The sequence below is a fragment of the Variovorax nivicola genome, from assembly GCF_051216475.1.
GTDB lineage: Bacteria > Pseudomonadota > Gammaproteobacteria > Burkholderiales > Burkholderiaceae_C > Variovorax.
The window spans coordinates 626,633-643,399 of record NZ_JBPJZK010000005.1; the positions used below are offsets into that span (position 1 = coordinate 626,633).

The 16,767-nt window shown below is 67.0% G+C and carries 15 protein-coding genes; 9 read left to right on the plus strand and 6 right to left on the minus strand.

What is annotated here, in order from left to right:
* The first annotated feature begins 7 nt into the window (after nt 1–7).
* Entirely contained in the window at nt 8–1,294 is a 1,287-nt protein-coding gene (locus ACSFBF_RS23185; RefSeq protein ID WP_435471048.1) for a M20/M25/M40 family metallo-hydrolase, read from the plus strand.
* A gap of 15 nt (nt 1,295–1,309) precedes the next feature.
* On the opposite strand, the gene ACSFBF_RS23190 is transcribed toward ACSFBF_RS23185, so the two are convergent.
* Together ACSFBF_RS23190 and ACSFBF_RS23195 are read right to left on the minus strand one after the other, a co-directional pair.
* Nucleotides 1,310–2,014, minus strand: a complete 705-nt coding sequence (locus ACSFBF_RS23190; RefSeq protein ID WP_435471050.1) for a glutathione S-transferase N-terminal domain-containing protein — start codon at nt 2,012–2,014, stop codon at nt 1,310–1,312.
* Nucleotides 2,015–2,110: 96 nt separating this feature from the next.
* Nucleotides 2,111–2,950 (minus strand): phosphate/phosphite/phosphonate ABC transporter substrate-binding protein, encoded by an 840-nt coding sequence (locus tag ACSFBF_RS23195; RefSeq protein ID WP_435471052.1) that lies wholly within the window; start codon nt 2,948–2,950, stop codon nt 2,111–2,113.
* A 255-nt stretch (nt 2,951–3,205) separates the two neighbouring features.
* Here ACSFBF_RS23195 and ACSFBF_RS23200 point away from each other — a divergent pair, with 255 nt between their 5' ends.
* The 3 genes from ACSFBF_RS23200 to ACSFBF_RS23210 all read left to right on the plus strand — a co-directional run bounded on the left by ACSFBF_RS23200 (nt 3,206) and on the right by ACSFBF_RS23210 (nt 6,995).
* Nucleotides 3,206–4,510 (plus strand): MFS transporter, encoded by a 1,305-nt coding sequence (locus ACSFBF_RS23200; RefSeq protein ID WP_435471054.1) that lies wholly within the window; start codon nt 3,206–3,208, stop codon nt 4,508–4,510.
* 30 nt (nt 4,511–4,540) lie between these two features.
* Complete coding sequence (locus ACSFBF_RS23205) at nt 4,541–5,956, plus strand: FAD-binding oxidoreductase (protein ID WP_435471055.1); 1,416 nt, start codon at nt 4,541–4,543, stop codon at nt 5,954–5,956.
* Nucleotides 5,957–6,032: 76 nt separating this feature from the next.
* Nucleotides 6,033–6,995 (plus strand): LysR substrate-binding domain-containing protein, encoded by a 963-nt coding sequence (locus tag ACSFBF_RS23210; protein ID WP_435471056.1) that lies wholly within the window; start codon nt 6,033–6,035, stop codon nt 6,993–6,995.
* Between the two features lie 16 nt (nt 6,996–7,011).
* Here ACSFBF_RS23210 and ACSFBF_RS23215 read toward each other — a convergent pair whose 3' ends face one another.
* Entirely contained in the window at nt 7,012–7,650 is a 639-nt protein-coding gene (locus ACSFBF_RS23215; RefSeq protein WP_435471058.1) for a TetR/AcrR family transcriptional regulator, read from the minus strand.
* 241 nt (nt 7,651–7,891) lie between these two features.
* Here ACSFBF_RS23215 and ACSFBF_RS23220 point away from each other — a divergent pair, with 241 nt between their 5' ends.
* The 4 genes from ACSFBF_RS23220 (at nt 7,892) to ACSFBF_RS23235 (ending at nt 12,157) form a co-directional block, all read left to right on the plus strand.
* The gene (locus ACSFBF_RS23220; RefSeq protein WP_435471060.1) at nt 7,892–8,695 is read left to right on the plus strand and encodes an SDR family NAD(P)-dependent oxidoreductase; all 804 of its coding nucleotides are present in this window, start codon (nt 7,892–7,894) and stop codon (nt 8,693–8,695) included.
* A gap of 23 nt (nt 8,696–8,718) precedes the next feature.
* Nucleotides 8,719–9,855, plus strand: a complete 1,137-nt coding sequence (locus ACSFBF_RS23225) for a DUF5938 domain-containing protein (RefSeq protein WP_435471062.1) — start codon at nt 8,719–8,721, stop codon at nt 9,853–9,855.
* Between the two features lie 5 nt (nt 9,856–9,860).
* Nucleotides 9,861–11,411: an AMP-binding protein gene (locus tag ACSFBF_RS23230; RefSeq protein WP_435471064.1), complete on the plus strand. Its 1,551-nt coding sequence runs from the start codon at nt 9,861–9,863 to the stop codon at nt 11,409–11,411.
* Between the two features lie 83 nt (nt 11,412–11,494).
* Nucleotides 11,495–12,157: a DUF1345 domain-containing protein gene (locus ACSFBF_RS23235; RefSeq protein WP_435471066.1), complete on the plus strand. Its 663-nt coding sequence runs from the start codon at nt 11,495–11,497 to the stop codon at nt 12,155–12,157.
* A 19-nt stretch (nt 12,158–12,176) separates the two neighbouring features.
* Here ACSFBF_RS23235 and ACSFBF_RS23240 read toward each other — a convergent pair whose 3' ends face one another.
* Genes ACSFBF_RS23240 through ACSFBF_RS23250 form a run of 3 tightly spaced genes read right to left on the minus strand, consistent with a single transcriptional unit; the run spans nt 12,177 to nt 15,268 of the window.
* On the minus strand, nt 12,177–13,118 hold the full coding sequence (locus tag ACSFBF_RS23240; protein WP_093058236.1) for a DMT family transporter: 942 nt from the start codon (nt 13,116–13,118) through the stop codon (nt 12,177–12,179).
* Nucleotides 13,119–13,156: 38 nt separating this feature from the next.
* Nucleotides 13,157–13,654 carry a methylated-DNA--[protein]-cysteine S-methyltransferase gene (locus tag ACSFBF_RS23245; protein ID WP_435471068.1) on the minus strand — a complete coding sequence of 166 codons (498 nt, stop codon included), beginning with the start codon at nt 13,652–13,654 and terminating at the stop codon, nt 13,157–13,159.
* A 6-nt stretch (nt 13,655–13,660) separates the two neighbouring features.
* Nucleotides 13,661–15,268 (minus strand): DNA-3-methyladenine glycosylase 2 family protein, encoded by a 1,608-nt coding sequence (locus tag ACSFBF_RS23250; protein WP_435471069.1) that lies wholly within the window; start codon nt 15,266–15,268, stop codon nt 13,661–13,663.
* A gap of 111 nt (nt 15,269–15,379) precedes the next feature.
* Between ACSFBF_RS23250 and ACSFBF_RS23255 the strand changes: the two genes are divergently transcribed.
* Nucleotides 15,380–16,762, plus strand: coding sequence for a phosphomannomutase/phosphoglucomutase (locus tag ACSFBF_RS23255; RefSeq protein ID WP_435471071.1), 1,383 nt, complete (start codon nt 15,380–15,382; stop codon nt 16,760–16,762).
* Nucleotides 16,763–16,767 lie beyond the last annotated feature (5 nt).

Here is a 16,767-nt window from a genome sequence, read left to right on the forward strand (position 1 = left end):
GCACAACATGACGATTCACTCGCGCCATCTCTTCCCGGCTCCTACGGCCTCCACATCCACCCGCCGCTGGGCGCGCACCGCATGCCACGGCGCCGTACTCGCGTGCGCCATGCTGCTGGCCGGCAACGCCATGGCGCAGAAGCCGCACCAGGGCGTGCTCGACGCGGCCACGCAAAGCAAGGACGAGGCGCTCAAGATGCTGGAGCGCATGGTCAACATCGACTCGGGCTCGGCCGACACCGCGGGCCTGGAAAAGGTCCGCGAGATGGCGGTGGAAGAACTGCGCAAGCTCGGCGCGCGCATCGAGACCTTTCCGGCCGATCCGCACCCCGGCACCAACGTGGTCGCGACGCTGACCGGCCAGGGCAAGAAGAAGATCCTGATCCTTGCGCACATGGACACCGTCTTCAAGGAAGGCACGGCCGCAGCCAAGCCCTTCTACATCAAGGACGGCCGCGCCTATGGCCCCGGCGTGATGGACGACAAGGGCGGCGTGGTGGCCGGCCTGTATGCGCTGAAGATCCTGAAGCAGATCGGCTTCAAGGACTATGGGCAGATCACCTTCCTGCTCGACACCAACGAAGAAGTCGGCTCCGTCGGCACCAGCGCGCTCATCGAGCGCATCGCCAAGCAGCACGACGTGGCGCTGAACCTGGAGCCGGGCCGCGCGGCCGACGGCCTCGTGGTCGAGCGCAAGGGCTCGGCTACCGCGCTCATCGAGGTGAAGGGCCTGGCCGCTCATGCGGGCGTGGCGCCCGAGGCCGGTCGCAACGCGGCGATGGAGGTGGCGCATCAGGTGCTGCAGCTGTCGAAGACGGCGGACGCAGCGAAGAAGACCACGGTCAACTTCACGGTGCTCACGGCCAATGGCCCGACCAACGTGATTCCCGCGACGGCCAGCGCCAAGGGCGACGTGCGCGCGGCCACGCCTGAAGAGTTCGATCGTGTGGAGAAAGACCTGATCCGCATTTCGCAGAACAAGCTGATTCCCGAGACCGAGGTGCGCGTGCGCCTGATTCGCGGCCTGCCGCCGATGCCGCGTTTGCCTGCGTCGGAAAAGCTGGTGCGCATGGCCGAAGGCATCTACGGCGAGATCGGCAAGAAGCTCACCATCGAGAGCAGCGGCGGCGCGGCCGACGCGAGCCTGGTGGCGGGCGTCGGCGTGCCGGTGCTCGACGGCTTCGGCATCGTGGGGGGCGGCATCCACACGCCGGAGGAATACGCGGAAGTCGAGAGCGTGGTGCCGCGGCTCTACCTGCTCTCGCGCATGCTGATGGACTTGAGCGCTAACTGATCGCGAGCTAACCGCTCAGCCGCGCTTCGGAATGCCCAACCCCGCCACCACGGCGGGGCGCGCCACGAAGGCTTCGAGCGCGCGTGCAACGTTTGGAAAATCCTTGAAGCCCACCAGATCCGCCGCCTCGTAGAAGCCGATCAGGTTGCGGATCCACGGGAAGGTGGCGATGTCGGCGATGGTGTAGCTGTCGCCCATGATCCATGCGCGGTCTGCCAGGCGCTTGTCGAGCACGCCGAGCAGGCGCTTCGACTCGCCCACGTAGCGGTCGCGCGGACGCTTGTCCTCGTAGTCCTTGCCGGCGAACTTGTTGAAGAAGCCGAGCTGGCCGAACATCGGGCCAATGCCGCCCATCTGGAACATCACCCACTGCAGGGTTTCGTAGCGGCCAGCAGCGTCCTGCGGAATGAGCTTGCCGGTTTTTTCGGCGAGGTACATGAGGATCGCGCCCGACTCGAACAGCGCCAGCGGTTTGCCGCCTGGGCCGTCGGGGTCGATGATGGCCGGGATCTTGTTGTTCGGGTTGAGCGACAGGAACTCCGGCGACATCTGGTCGCTGGTCTCGAAGCTCACGAGGTGCGGCTCGTAGGGCAGGCCGGTCTCCTCCAGCATGATCGACACCTTCACGCCGTTGGGCGTGGGCAGCGAGTACAGCTGCAGCCGGTCAGGATGCTGCGCGGGCCATTTTTTCGTGATGGGAAAGCTCGAGAGATCGGTCATGGAGGGTGTCCTTGAGAGGGAGGAAACTGCAAGCGCCGGATTCTGCCCGGGTCGGGCAGATGGCGTGCGCGTGCGGCTTTGCCCTCTGCCTTGCCCTCAGATTCCCAGCCAGCTCATCAGCGAGGCCTCGACATCGGCCGAAGGCGCAACGAAGCCGACGTAGCTCGATGCCGCGAGCGCGCGCTTGCCCGCGTCGGTCTGCCCCAGGCTCAGCAAGGCTTCGCGCGCCGCGCTCACCGTGGCCGCATCGAGCTTGCGTGACGCGAGCCATTGCTTGATAGGCACAGCGCGCGATTCCGCGCAGACCTTGCCGCCGCCGTCTTTCCAGGTCTTGACTACGCTGGAGGCGGCCGTCGCGCCATAAGCCGCAAAGCCGTTCTGCACGTAGAAGGGCACGGCCTCCTGGAAGCGCGTGTTGGTGACCTTGACCGCCGTCGGCCCCTGCAGGCCCTGTTCGCGCAGCATCGCGCGCGTGATCACCGCGGTGATCGAGTCGGCATCAGGCATGACCAGCTGCTTGCCCGCCACGCTTTTCCAGTCGGAAATGGGCTGCTGCTCCTTGCACAGGAACGACACCTTGTAGTCGGTGTAGCCGGTGGTCCAGGCGAAGGCGCTGTACTGCCCGCTCTTGATGGCCGCGAGCGCCACGTGCGACGGGTGCACGAAGGCGAAGTCGACCTGCTGCTGCTTCAGCGCGTCGCGCGCGCCGTTGTACGAATTGAGCACCTTCACCGTCACCGGCTGCTTGAGCGCCTTGGACAGCACTTCGGCAATGGGCTCGAAGCGGGCGGTGACCTGCGCGTCGGACACGTTGTAGCTCACGCCTTCGCTGACACCGATCACAAAGGCATGCGCCGAGGCGCCAACTGCCAGAAGCAAACCCGCTGTACCGCGAGCGACGGTGCGAAGCGAGGGATGAAGAGTGCGGTGTGTCATGGAGGCCTTCTTCCGGTTGATGAGTAATGTTGTAACTAAATTATTACATTCATCTACGCGGAGGAACAGGCCTGGAGCGCAGGGTTAGCCCTTATGAAACAACACTTCGGCGAATCGGCGGCGTGTGCATCTCGTTCGGAGATACGCGGATCTTCAATCCATATGAATCTTGCGTAGAAACCCGCACCGGCGCGGCGGGGTGCGAACGAGACTATTGGCTGCAACCGGGCCAGAACGAACGAAAGCGACGCACCCATGAGCACCAGCACCATCGCAACGCCGCCCTACAGGGGCCGCTTCGACAGCACCTCCGACGCCGTCTACCGCAAGGTGGGGTGGCGGCTGATTCCGCTGCTATTCGTTTGCTACATCGTGGCGTACCTCGACCGCGTGAACGTCGGCTTTGCCAAGCTGCAGATGCAGGGCGACCTGCAGTTCAGCGACGCGGTCTACGGGCTGGGCGCGGGCATCTTCTTCATCGGCTACTTCCTGTTCGAGGTGCCGAGCAACGTCGTGTTGCACCGGGTGGGTGCGCGCCGCTGGATCGCGCGAATCATGATCACTTGGGGCCTGCTCTCGGCGGCCACCATGTTCGTGAGTTCGCCAGTGTCGTTCTACGTGATCCGCTTCCTGCTCGGCGCAGCCGAGGCGGGCTTCTTCCCCGGCATCATCCTGTACCTCACCTATTGGTATCCGGCCGCGCGGCGCGGCAAGGCCACGTCGTTGTTCCTCGCGGCGATTCCGTTCGCGGGCATCCTCGGCGGTCCGATCTCGGGCTGGATCCTGCAGGGCATGAGCGGTGTCAACGGATGGGCCGGCTGGCAGTGGCTGTTTCTGCTGCAAGGCCTGCCGACCGTGGCGCTGGGCCTGGTCGTGTGGCGCTACCTCGACGACCGCGTGAAGGACGTGCAGTGGCTCACGCCCGCCGAGCGCGAACTCATTGCCCGCGACATTGCCGCCGAAGACGCCGGCAAGGCCGAGCCGCGCATCCTGAGTGTGCTGGGCAACGGCCGTGTGTGGCTGCTGGCGCTGGTGTACTTCGCGTACACCTCGGGGCTGTACGGCATCTCGTTCTGGCTGCCGAGCATCATCAAGGCGATCGGCGTGAAGGGCGCGCTCGACATCGGCCTGCTCAGCGCCATTCCATGGACCTTTGGCGTGATCGCGATGTACTTCGTGGCCCGCAGCGCCGACCGCCGGCTCGAGTACCGCTGGCACAGCGCGCTGGCCGCCATCGTCGGCGCGATCGGCCTGGTGCTGAGCGTGGCCTTCCACGGCAACGCGACGCTCGCGATGGCCGGCCTCACGCTGGCCACGATGGGCATCATGTCGACCTTTCCGGTGTTCTGGGGCATGCCGACGGCTTTTCTCGGCGGCGCTGCGGCGGCCGCGGGCATTGCACTCATCAACTCCTTCGGCAATCTCTCGGGTTTCAGCGCGCCGTTTCTCATCGGTCTCATCAAGGACGCGACGCAGAGCACCGATGCCGGCCTGCACATGCTTGCCGGGCTGCTGGTGACTGGCGCGGTGCTGGTGCTGTTCGTCAAGCCGAAGCGCTGATCCGTTTATCTGCCTCCTTGAAAGAACCCCATGGACACGGTCGTGAGTTCGAACACGCGGCGTTCCCCGTCGCCTGAGCTGATCGCGCTGCTGCAGCGCAAGTTTGCCGAGCGCTTTTCCACCAGCCCGGCCGTGCTGCTGCAGCACGGCACCGACGAGTCGACCTACCTGCCGCAGCCGCCCGATGCGGTGGTGTTCGTGCGCAGCACCGAAGAAACGGCGTTCGTGGTGCGGGCCTGCGCCCGCGAGCGCGTGCCGGTCATCGGCTTCGGCGTGGGCTCGTCGGTGGAGGGGCACCTGCTGGCCGTCGAGGGCGGCGTGTGCGTCGACTTCTCGCAGATGAACAAGGTGCTGGCAATTCGCCCCGGTGACCTCACGGCCACGGTCGAGGCAGGCGTGACGCGCGGGCAGCTGAACGCGGAGCTGATGGGCACCGGCTTTTTCTTCTCGGTCGATCCCGGCGCCAATGCGTCCATCGGCGGCATGATCGCCACGGCCGCGTCGGGCACCAACACCGTGCGCTACGGCACCATGCGCGACAACCTCGTGAGCCTGACGGTGGTCACGGCCAATGGAGACACGGCGCACACCGCCTCGCGGGCACGCAAGAGCTCGGCGGGCTACAACCTCACTCAGCTGTACTGCGGCTCCGAAGGCACGCTGGGGCTGATCACCGAGGCCACCGTGCGGCTGCATCCGCACCCCGAGGCGTATGCGGCTGCGGTGGTGCACTTTCCGTCGGTGCGCGCGGCGGTCGACTGCGTGATCGAGTCGATCCAGATGGGCGTGCCGCTCGCGCGCGCCGAGATGCTGGACGCGCTGACCATCCGCGCCGTGAATGCGCACAGCCACACCAGCCTGGGCGAGAACCCGACGCTGTTCCTGGAGTTCGGCGCGAGCCAGGCGCAGATCGACGAGCAGGCCGGCATCGTGCGGGAGATCGCGGGCAACCACGGCGGCGGCGCCTTCCAGTGGGCCAACCGGCCCGAGGAGCGATCGCGCCTGTGGACGCCGCGCCATCACGCCTACTTTGCCTGCCTGCAGCTGAAGGCGGGCAGCCGCAGCCTGACCACGGACGCGTGCGTGCCTCTGTCCGCGGTCGCTCAGTGCATCGAAGAGACGCAGGCCGACATCGCCGAACACGGCCTGCTGGTGCTGGTGTTCGGCCATGTCGGCGATGGCAACTTCCATTGCCTGGTGCTGGTGGACCCGAACAGCGCAGCGGAGAACGAAGCCGCCGAGGCCTTCAGCCACCGGCTGGTGCAACGCGCGCTGCGCCACGGCGGCACTTCGACCGGCGAGCACGGCGTGGGGATGCACAAGATGAAGTACCTCGTCGAGGAGCATGGCGAGCACACGGTGGCGCTGATGCGCGCCGTGAAGCAGGCACTGGACCCGCACAACATCTTCAACCCCGGAAAGGTCGTCGCCCCGGCTGGGGCCTGAGTGCCCGAGCGGAGATGTGCGGCCTAGAATCCCCGGCCTTGCCTGCACCCCGCAGTGCGCGGCCGGAGGCCCTTCGATGGAGCTGCGTCAGTTCAAGTACTTCGTTGCCATCGTGGATTGCGGCAGCCTGTCGCGCGCCGCGCAGCAGCTCTTCATTGCACAGTCGGCCTTGAGCAAGCAGATGGCCGAGCTCGAAGCCGAGCTCGGCACCCAGCTGCTGCTGCGCAGCCGCAACGGTGTGGCGATGACCGAGGCGGGCAAGGTCTTCTACGAATACGCGCAGGGCATCACCAAGCAGGTGAGCGACGCCAAGGCCGCGGTGCACGTTGCGGCCGATTCGGTGGTGGGCTCGGTGGTGGCAGCGCTGCCGCAGAGCGTGTCGCCCATGATCGCGCTGCCGCTGATGCGCGCGGCGGCCCGGCGCTATCCCGACGTGGTGCTGCATCTGAACGAGGAACTCACCGGCAACATGGCCGACCAGTTGCTGCGCGGCCGCGTCGACGTGGCAGTGTTTTCGCCCGCCATGCCGGCGGAGGACATCCGGTTCGTCCCGCTGGTGGAAGAAGACTTCGTGTTTCTCGAATCGCCGCAGAGCCCGCATGCACTGCCGCCTGGCGACGTGAGCATTGCGCAGGCCACCGCGCGGCCGCTGGTGTGGCCTGCCAATGCGCACGGCCACTGCACGCGCTGGCTGGTCGATGCGGTGCTGGAGCAGTCGGGGCATTCCGCGGCGCAGGTGGCCGCGGAGATCAATTCGGTCTACACGCTGAAGGCGGCGGTGGAGGCGGGGCTGGGGCCGACCATCATGCCGTTTGGACTCGCACAGCGCGAAGTGCAGGAAGGCCGGCTTGTTGCGCATCGCATCGACTCGCCGTCGATGTTTCGCACGCTCGGGCTATGCGTATCCGTGCATCTGCCGACCACGAATGCGAAGCGCGCCGTGTGCACGCTGATCGGCGACGTGGTGCGCGATCTGTGCGAGAGCGGGCAGTGGGCGGGGGCGCGTGCCGTCGCGCCGGCGAAAGGGCCGGGGTCCTGATGCCCGGCTCTTCGTTTCAGGCGCGGCGCTTGCGCGCCGACGCTGCGGCCTTGGCAGGTGCAGCGAACAGGCGCGAGATGGCCTGGCGCACATCGGCCTGCATGTCGTCGATGGCCTTCGCATCGCCCGACAGGTGCTTCAGCAGTGCCTGCTGGAACAGTCCGTCGAACAGCGCATAGGTGGCCGAGGGCGGCATGCCGGGCGCTTCGCCCGAGAGCTCGGCAAAGCGGCTCATGATGCGCCAGATCATGTCTTCGAGGCTCTTGTCGATCTGCACGACATCGGCGCGGAAGGCTTCTTCGAACAGCGCCTGCGAACGCAGGTCGTACCAGAGGCGGTGCACGTGGCCTTCGTCGCGCAGCGTGTCGCCAAGGCTCTGCAGGAAGCCCTCCATAAGCTCGTCGTAGGTGGTGGCACTTTCCACCGCGTGGTCGTAGCGTGTGACGCAGCGCGCCTTGTACTGCTTGACGCTGCAGATGATCAGGTCGACCTTGTCGCTGAAGTAGTAGTGCAGCACGCCATGCGAGAACTCTGAGTTCTGGGCGATCTCGCGCAGGCTGGTGCGTGCATAGCCCAGTGCCGCCAGCGTGGTCAGCGCGGCCTCGCCCAGTTCGGCGCGCCGTTCCGAGAATTTGTCGACCCGCGCCTTGGGCACTCGTTCAGCGTGTTTCTTTAGCCGTTGATGTGTCGTCATTGAAAGCCGGACCGCACGCATGCCGGCCCCTGTGTTCTTCGTGATTGCAAACCATAGCACGCAAGCGGGAGAACCCGCATCCGGCGCGCCACACATGCCATTTTACGAAGTTTTGACAATCGTCAAAGAAAAACTTGACACCCGTAAAGTCGATTTCTACGATGGCCGCTCCATCTCACAACACATCTACAGGAGACAAGTGATGGCCAAGTTCGACTTGAAAGGGCGCAAGGCCCTGGTGACGGGTGGTGCGCGCGGCATTGGCGCGGGCATCGCCGAAGCACTGGCGGCGGCTGGTGCGTCCGTGATGATTGGCGACGTGCTTGCCGACCTGGGGCGCGAAACCGCTTCCAGGTTGTCCGCGTCGGGAGCGAAGGTGGGCTTCGTGCCGCTCGACGTCACGAAAGACGGCGACTGGGCCTCGGCCACAGAAACCACCGTGAAAGAGCTAGGCGGCTTCGACATCCTCGTCAACAACGCCGGCATCGAGATCACCTCGCTGGTGATCGACGTCGACGGCGACGACCTGCGCCGCATGCTCGACGTGAACGTGGCCGGCACGCTGCTCGGCATGAAGCACGCGTTCCGTGCGATGCGTCCTGGTGGCGGCGCGGGCGGTGGCGGGGCGGTGGTCAACATCGCATCGGTCGCGGCGACGATCGCTTTCCCGGCCATTGCGGGCTACTCGGCCACCAAGTCCGCAGTCGACCGCGCCACCCGTGTCGCGGCCATGGAATCCGGCAAGCTGGGCTACGGCGTGCGCGTGAACTGCATCTACCCGGGGCTGGTGCCGACCGACATGGGCATGAAGCTCGCCAGCGACATCGTGGCCGCAGGGCTCGCGCCCAGCGTCGAGGCGGCCGTGGGCGACGTGATCGGCCAGACGCCATTGGGCCGTCTCGGCGAAGTCGGCGACATGGCCGACGTGGTGGTCTTCCTCTGCTCCGATGCGGCCCGGTTCATTACCGGCGCAGGCATCGCGGTGGATGGCGGCATGGGCATGTGAGCACACAAAAAAGGAGACACAACATGAGCAGCAGCAAGAAGAAGCCAGTCGTCGTCTACGGCGCCTCCGGCTACACCGGGCGACTGGTGTGCGAATACCTGCGCGAGTACAACATCCCCTTCATCGCCGCAGGCCGCAGCGCGCAGAAGGTGGAAGCGGCGATGAAGTCCAACGTGCCCGGCATCGAGACCGCGAGCTACGAGGTGGTGGAGGTGAAGCATTCGGCGGCGGCGCTCACCGAGCTCTTCACCGGTGCCTCGGTGGTGCTCAACACGGTGGGGCCATTCGCCAGGTTCGGCCCCGAGGTGGTCGAGGCCTGCCTGGCCGCCGGCTGCCACTACACCGACACCACCGGCGAGCAGGACTGGCTCATCACGCTCGAGCAGAAGTACGGCGCCAAGTTCGCCGCCGCGGGCCTGCTGCTTTCGCCCGGCCTGGCGCAGATGTACACCACCGGTGAGATCGCGGCGCAGCTGTGCCTGGAGACGCCCGGGCTCGACACGCTGGACATCGCCGTGTTCTGGGGCGGCAGCCCGACCATCGCATCCACCCAGACCATCCTGGTCAATGCGGCCACGTCCAAGGCCTACTACCTGGAGCAGAACGAGTACGTGGAGTGGCAGCCCGACGCGGGCCTGCACCACCTGTCGATTCCCGGCCAGCACGAGGCGGCACTGGCACTGCCCTGGGGCGGCACCTCGCACCCGGTATGGTTCAAGCGCGATCCGCGCGTGGCCAATGTGAAGGTGCTCGGCGGGGTCTTCAACAAGCCGCTGATGCAGGGCGTGCCGCACATCGTGGCCGCCGCGCTCAAGGCCACCGAGGGCATGAACGACGAGGATCGCTATGCCGCACTGGCCCAGACGGCGGCAGGCGTGATGAACACCATGCCCCCGCGCGAGAACCCGCGCATCAACAAGTCCGTCGATTCGGTGCATGCCTCCGGTCCATTGGGCCGCATGCACTGCGTGATCTTTGGGAACTGCAACTACAAGCAGACCGGCTTGTTGCAGGCCTATGCGGCGGCCTCGCTGCTGCAGCAGGCGCCGCGGCGCGCCGGCTTCGCCTCGGGTTGCCAGGCCTTCGGGCATCGCGAGCTGCTGGGCGCACTGCGCAGCTTCGGACTGGTGCAGGAGCCCGTGCTCACCCGGCTGGGCTGACTCCCATGCGCCTGATCGACTACCTGGACAAGGGCGCTTCGCTGGGAGCCGCGGCGCCCTGCCTGCGCATGGGGGCCGTGCTGCTGTCGTACGGCGACGTGCAGCGCTTCAGCAACCGCGTGGCGCGGGCGCTGCGGCGCAGCGGCATCGCCCCGGGCAGCAAGGTGGCGGTGCTGTCGGGCAACGACCCGGTCGCCTTCGCATGCGTCTTCGGGCTGTCGCGCGCAGCGGCTGTGTGGTGCCCGATCAATCCGCGCAACGAGGCTGCCGAGAACCGCTACGTGCTCGACGCCTTCGATTGCAACTGCCTGATCTTCCACAGCAACTACGCACCGCTGGTCGAGCAGATGCGGGCTGACCTGCCCAAGGTGACGACGCTGGTCTGTCTCGACAAGGCACAGCCCTTCGCGCCATCGCTCGACCAATGGCTGGGGGATGCCGACGATGCGCCCATCGATGTGCCGGTGGTCGACGACGTCGCGATGATCGCCGGCACCGGCGGCACCACCGGCCAGCCCAAGGGCGTGATGCTGTCGGGGCGCAACCTCGAGGCGATGTCGGCGCTGACGCTGATGGGCTATCCCTTCGAGGGCCGGCCCGTCTACCTTGCGCTTGCGCCGCTCACGCATGCGGCCGGCGTGCTGTGCCTGCCTGTGATGGCGCTGGGCGGGCAGGTCGTGATCATGCCCAAGCCCGACTTGGGCGAGTTCCTCGGCCTCATCGAAGAACACGGCGTCACTCACACCTTCCTGCCGCCTACGCTGATCTACATGCTGCTGCAGCACCCGCAGCTGGCAGATGCAAAGCTCGATTCGCTGCAATGCTTCTGGTACGGCGCGGCACCCATGTCGGCCGCGCGGCTCGAAGAAGCGCTGCAGAAGATCGGCCCCGTCATGGCTCAGCTCTTCGGCCAGACCGAGGCGCCGATGATGATCTCGATGATGTCGCCGCGCGACCACTTCAACAATGACGGCACCGTTGCACGCCACCGCCTGTCATCGGCCGGCCGCCCCGGGCCGCTCGTGCAGGTGGGCGTGATGAACGGCGACGGCGCGCTGCTGCCCACAGGCGAGAGCGGCGAGAGCGGCGAGATCGTGGTGCGCGGCTCGCTCGTGATGCTCGGCTACTACAAGGACACGCGCGCCACCGAAGAGGCCTCGCGCCACGGCTGGCACCACACCGGCGACATCGGCTACCTCGACGCCGACGGCTTTCTCTACATCGTGGACCGCGCCAAGGACATGATCATTTCGGGCGGCTTCAACGTCTACTCCGCCGAAGTCGAGCAGGTGCTGATGCAGCACCCCGACGTGCAGGACAGCGCAGTCGTCGGCCTGCCCGACGAGAAGTGGGGCGAGCGCGTGGTGGCCGTGCTGCAGCTGCATGCCGGGCGGCAGCTGGACGTGGAGGAGATCAAGGCCTTCGTCAAGTCGCGCATCGGCAGCGTAAAGGCGCCCAAGCAGATCGAGGTGTGGCTCGACCTGCCGCGCTCCAAGGTGGGCAAGGTGCTGAAGAAGGAAGTGCGCGCAGCGCTGCTGTCGGACGCGGCGCGCTGAATCGGCCGCTGCTCTTCCACACGCCCGAGGCGTCGGCGAACAGCCGCAGGTCGGGCGCGATGGCGCGGCGCTACAGTGCCGCCATGCGCAAACACCTTTCCACCACCACCGGTCCCCAACGTCTTTTCTACGGCGCTGTCTCCGGCTGCGCCACTGCCGCGGCGCTGATGCCAGTGGCCATGAGCGGCATGGCGCGCGCACTGGCCGGGTGGTGCGTGGCCGTGGCGGTCTACCAGGTGCTGTCGTGGTGGTTGGCCGACACCTTCGATGCGAAGCGCACACGCGAGCGCGCGCAGTCGCTGGACCAGCCCAACGTGGTGATCCTGGTCTCGATGCTGGTGGTGGTCGGCGCCAGCGTGGTGGCCATCGCCATGCTGCTGCAGCAGGTGAAGGCGCTGAGCGGCTGGGAGCGCGCGGCGCATGTGGCGCTCGGGCTGGTGGCGCTGGCGGGCTCGTGGCTGATGATGCACACGATCTACGCCTTTCATTACGCGCACCGCTACTACATCGACCAGAAGAGCGGCACGCCCGACGGCGGGCTTGACTTTCCGGGCAAGGACGACGCTCCCGACTACTTCGACTTTCTCTACTACTCGTACGTGATCGGCATGACCTCGCAGGTGTCCGATGTGCAGGCGACGTCGAAGGAGATGCGGCGCATCACGCTGCTGCACAGCGTGCTGGCCTTCGCGTTCAACATGCTGGTGCTCGCACTCTCGGTGAACGTCGTCGCAGGCGCCGTGTAGGCGCCCCGCCGAAGCGCGCTCAGGCCGAGGCCTTGCGGGGCGAGCCCAGCTTGACGATGCCCGTCGACAGCGCCACGCCGCAGACGATGACGGCCGCGCAGATCAGCATCCACTGCGTGATGTTCTCGCCGAGGAACACCGCGCCGTAGAACAGCGCAAACACCGGCACCAGGAAGGTCACCGTCAGCGCGCGCGCCGGGCCCGCGCGTTCGATCAGCCGGAAGAACAGGATGTAGGCAACGCCTGTGCAGGCAATGCCGAGCGCCAGCAGCGCGAGCCAGGCGCGCAGGCTGGGCATCTGCGCGGGCCAGAGCCAGAAGGCGGGCAGGGCGAGGAACAGCGTGGCGCCGATCTGGCTGCCGGTGGCTGTGGTCAGCGCGGGCACGCCGCCCAGATGGGCGCGCGTGGCGCTGGCCGAGATGCCGTAGCACAGGCACGCACCCAGGCAGGCCAGCACCGCGAAGAGCGCGGCATTGCCGCTGGCGCCTGCGTGCAGGCCGGCGCTGCGGCTGGCGAGCATTGCCACGCCGGCAAAGCCGATCACCAGCCCGACGATGCGCGAGCCCGCAGGCCGCTCGCGGAACCAGGCCCAGGCCACGAGCGCGCCGAACATCGGCGTCGTGGCATTGAGCACAGCGGCCAGGCCGGTGTTGATGGTCAGCAGCGCGAAGCAGAACAGCGCGAACGGCATGCCCGAGTTGAAGACACCGACCGCGAAGCTGGCTTTCCAGTGCTTGGCGAGAGACGGTCCCTGGCCGCGCAGCAGCGCGATGGGCAGCAGGAACAGCGCGGCGATCGCCACTCGCACCGCAGCCGTCGGCAGCGCGCCGAACTCGGCCGCGCCGATGCGCATGAAGAGAAAAGACGCGCCCCAGAGCGCGCCCAGCAGCACCAGGTCGATGAGCCAGGCGGTGGGTGCGAGGGGCTTGGCGGCTGCGATGTTGTTGTTCGTTGTGGTCATGCGTCTTTCGCTCTTTGTCTCTTCTTCGTTGGATGTTCTTACAGCGCGCCTTCAAGCTCCAGAAGGGCGGTCTTGCGGTCGAGCCCGCCAGCGTAACCGGTCAGCGATCCGTCCGACCCCAGCACGCGGTGGCAGGGCACGATCACGCTGATCGGGTTGCGCCCCACGGCCGCGCCCACTGCGCGCACGGCGGCCGGGTTGCCCACGTTGACGCTCAGCGCGCCATAGCTCGTGGTGGCGCCAGCCGGGATGGCCAGCAGTTGCTGCCACACGCTCTGCTGGAACGCGGTGCCGTGCGACAGGTCGAGCTTCATGTCGAAGTTCTCGCGCTTGCCGGCAAAGTAGTCGTGCAGTTGCGCGGCCGCTTCGACCAGCGCGGGGTGGTCGTCTTTCGTGATCCAGCCGGCGGTGTCGGGCCAATGGCGCTGCTGGTCGAACCAGACGCCGGCCAGGCCCTGGTCGGTGGCCGCCATCGTGATGCCGCCGAGAGGTGTGTCGATGTGCGAGGTGTAGATGACTTTGCTTTTGAACTTCATGACGTTTCAGGCGGTGAGGCCTGCCGTAGTGATGAGGGGGAGTTCCGCGGCCGCCGTTTCGGTGGCAGTCACAGGAGACACAGGAGAGGAAGAGGGCGCGTGCCAGGCCCGCAGCACCGCATAGCTGCGCCACGGCCGCCAGGCTTGCGAGGCCTCGCTGGCCGCGCGCGCGGTGGTCACGCCCAGCGCCTTCTGCAGTGCCACGTCGCCGGCGGGAAAGGCGTCGGGCCAGCGCAGCGCGCGCATCGCGATGTACTGCGCGGTCCAGGCGCCGATGCCGGGCAGCTCCTGCAGCGCCGCGATGGTCGAAGGCACGTCGGCGCCCGCATGCAGCGCCAGCTTGCCGGACGCGACTTCGCGGGCAATGGCGTGCAGAGCCGTCTGCCGCTGCCGCACGATGCCGAGTTGCCCCAGCGCATCGCCGCTCGCGGCGGCAATGGCCGCAGGCGTGGGGAACAGGCGGTTCAGCCCTTCGATGGGCGTGACCAGCGGCTCGCCGAAGGCCTCGACCAGCCGCGAGCCCAGCGTGCGCGCCGCAGCCACCGTGATCTGCTGGCCCAGCACCGCGCGCACCGCCAGCTCGAAGCCGTCGACCGTGCCCGGCACGCGCAGCCCGTCGCCATGCGGGAAGGCCGCATGCAGCGCCGCGTTGATGGCCATGGGCTCGGCGTCGAGATCGAACAGTGCGCGCGCGCGGCTGATGACAATGGGCAGCACCGCGGCCAGCGAATCGCTGACCGACAGCAGCAGTTGCTCGCGTTCGAGGTCGAAGCGCAGTTGCAGCCAGCCCGCATGCGCCTGTCCGCTTTGCTGAACGCGCAGCGTGCGGGTCAGCTTTACATACGTGGGCGTGCTGCCCTTGGCGGGCTCCTTGCCGTCCGCTGTGGATACGACTTCGACGCCGCGCAGCGCACGGCGCGCGAAGAAGCCCAGCATTGCGTTGGCGTCGTAGGGCGGGCGAAAGCCCAGCCGCACCTCGATGGCCTTGCCTTCGCCACCTTCGACGGTGGCGCCACCGGCGCGCCGCAGGGCGCTCGGGTTCAGGCCGTAGTGCTCCAGAAAGGCCGCATTGAAGCGCCGCACGCTGGCGAAGCCGCTGGCCAGTGCCACCTGCGTCATCGGCAGGCGGGTGTCGGCGATGAGCTGCTTGGCGGCCAGCAGGCGGCGCGTCTGCAGATATTGAAGGGGCGAGACGCCGAACTGCACCTCGAAGATGCGCCGCAGGTGGCGATCGCTCACGCCGAGCCGCGCCGCAATCTGCGCTGCGCCCGGGCCGTCTTCCGACCAGGCGTCGGGCTCGTCGATCAGCCGTGCCGCCTGCAGCGCGAGGATGCGCGAGGCGTCTTCGGTCGACCAGCTGGCTGCACGCGGCGCCAGCTCGGGCCGGCAGCGCAGGCAGGGGCGGAAGCCCGCGGCCTCGGCCTGCGCCGCGTGGCGGAAGAACCGGCAGTTCTCGCGCCGCGGCAGCTTGACGCGGCAGACCGGGCGGCAATAGATGCCGGTGGAGGTCACTGCGGTGAAGAACGACCCGTCGAAGCGCGCATCATGCGTCTTCATCGCCAGGTAGCAGGCGTCGCTCTCGAGCGCTTCGGTGGGGGGGTGGCTGGTAGGCATGGGGAAATGATACGGTTTCGACTCGTTTCAACTGGCCGTTTTCGGACATGTGGGCATCTGGAGCCTTGCCTACAATGCCCCGTTTACAAAACCAACAGGGAAACGCCTTTCATGCAGCTCAGCGCGTCGATCTTCAAGGCCTATGACATTCGCGGCGTCGTGCCCGTCACTCTCGATACGGAGGTGGCGGAAGCGCTCGGCAGGGCCTTCGGCAGCGCAGCCCGCGCCGCCGGTGAGAAGTCGGTGGCTGTGGGGCGCGATGGCCGCCTGTCGGGCCCCGCGCTGGCAGAGGCACTGATCAAGGGCCTGGTGGCCACCGGCGTCGAAGTGATCGACGTGGGCGCCGTCACCACGCCTATGCTGTACTTCGCGGCTCACACGCTGTGCAAGAGCGGCATCCAGGTCACCGGCAGCCACAACCCCAAGGACTACAACGGCTTCAAGATGGTGCTGGCCGGCCGCGCGATCTACGGCGACGAGATCCAGGGCCTGCGCAAGACCATGGAAGCGGGCACCGCCCAGCTCGCCCCAGGCGGCAGCGTGCGCAAGGTCGACGTGACCGACGCGTACGTCAAGCGCATTGCAGGCGACATCAAGCTGGCACGGCCGATGAAGATCGTGGTCGATTCGGGTAACGGCATCGCGGGTGCGTCGGCACCTGCCATCTTCCGCGCCATTGGCTGCGAAGTGACCGAGCTGTTCAGCGAAGTCGACGGCGACTTCCCCAACCACCACCCGGACCCCAGCAAGCCCGAAAACCTCAAGGACCTGATGGCCGCGCTGGCCACGGGCGATGCCGAACTGGGCCTGGCCTTCGACGGCGATGGCGACCGCCTGGGCATCGTCACCAAGGACGGCCAGAACATCTTCCCCGACCGCCAGATGCAACTCTTTGCACAGGACGTGCTGTCGCGCGTGCCCGGCGGCACCATCATCTACGACGTGAAGTGCTCGCAGCGCCTGGCACCGGCCATCGAGGCGGCGGGCGGCGTGCCGATGATCTTCAAGACCGGCCATTCGCTGATCAAGGCGAAGATGAAGGAAATCGATTCGCCGCTGGGCGGCGAGATGAGCGGCCACATCTTCTTCAAGGAGCGCTGGTTCGGCTTCGACGACGGCACCTATGCGGGCTGCCGGCTGCTCGAAATCTTGAGCAAGAGCACGAACGCGAGCGATGTGCTCAACGCGCTGCCCACCAGCTTCTCGACGCCCGAACTCAACGTCGCCTGCGCCGAAGGCGAGCCGCACGCGGTGGTCGACAAGCTCGTGAAGGGTGCGAGCTTCGCGGCGCCTGCCAAGGTCTCGACGATTGACGGCCTGCGCGTCGACTGGCCCGATGGCTTCGGCCTGATCCGCGCATCGAACACCACCCCCGTGCTGGTGCTGCGCTTCGAAGGCCAGACCGATGCCGCATTGAAGCGCATCGAAGCCGAGATGCTGGCCCTGTTGAGAACCGTCAAGCCCGACGCCAAACTGGCCGAAGCCGCCCACTGAACTGA

What these genes read in the sequence shown, in the direction of transcription:
- ACSFBF_RS23185 (WP_435471048.1), top strand. Translation starts at nt 8, where the DNA reads ATGACGATTCACTCGCGCCATCTCTTCCCGGCTCCTACGGCCTCCACA.
- ACSFBF_RS23235 (WP_435471066.1), top strand. Translation starts at nt 11,495, where the DNA reads ATGCGCAAACACCTTTCCACCACCACCGGTCCCCAACGTCTTTTCTAC.
- ACSFBF_RS23230 (WP_435471064.1), top strand. Translation starts at nt 9,861, where the DNA reads ATGCGCCTGATCGACTACCTGGACAAGGGCGCTTCGCTGGGAGCCGCG.
- ACSFBF_RS23245 (WP_435471068.1), bottom strand. Translation starts at nt 13,654, where the DNA reads ATGAAGTTCAAAAGCAAAGTCATCTACACCTCGCACATCGACACACCT.
- ACSFBF_RS23225 (WP_435471062.1), top strand. Translation starts at nt 8,719, where the DNA reads ATGAGCAGCAGCAAGAAGAAGCCAGTCGTCGTCTACGGCGCCTCCGGC.
- ACSFBF_RS23195 (WP_435471052.1), bottom strand. Translation starts at nt 2,950, where the DNA reads ATGACACACCGCACTCTTCATCCCTCGCTTCGCACCGTCGCTCGCGGT.
- ACSFBF_RS23240 (WP_093058236.1), bottom strand. Translation starts at nt 13,118, where the DNA reads ATGACCACAACGAACAACAACATCGCAGCCGCCAAGCCCCTCGCACCC.
- ACSFBF_RS23210 (WP_435471056.1), top strand. Translation starts at nt 6,033, where the DNA reads ATGGAGCTGCGTCAGTTCAAGTACTTCGTTGCCATCGTGGATTGCGGC.
- ACSFBF_RS23255 (WP_435471071.1), top strand. Translation starts at nt 15,380, where the DNA reads ATGCAGCTCAGCGCGTCGATCTTCAAGGCCTATGACATTCGCGGCGTC.
- ACSFBF_RS23205 (WP_435471055.1), top strand. Translation starts at nt 4,541, where the DNA reads ATGGACACGGTCGTGAGTTCGAACACGCGGCGTTCCCCGTCGCCTGAG.
- ACSFBF_RS23220 (WP_435471060.1), top strand. Translation starts at nt 7,892, where the DNA reads ATGGCCAAGTTCGACTTGAAAGGGCGCAAGGCCCTGGTGACGGGTGGT.
- ACSFBF_RS23190 (WP_435471050.1), bottom strand. Translation starts at nt 2,014, where the DNA reads ATGACCGATCTCTCGAGCTTTCCCATCACGAAAAAATGGCCCGCGCAG.
- ACSFBF_RS23250 (WP_435471069.1), bottom strand. Translation starts at nt 15,268, where the DNA reads ATGCCTACCAGCCACCCCCCCACCGAAGCGCTCGAGAGCGACGCCTGC.
- ACSFBF_RS23200 (WP_435471054.1), top strand. Translation starts at nt 3,206, where the DNA reads ATGAGCACCAGCACCATCGCAACGCCGCCCTACAGGGGCCGCTTCGAC.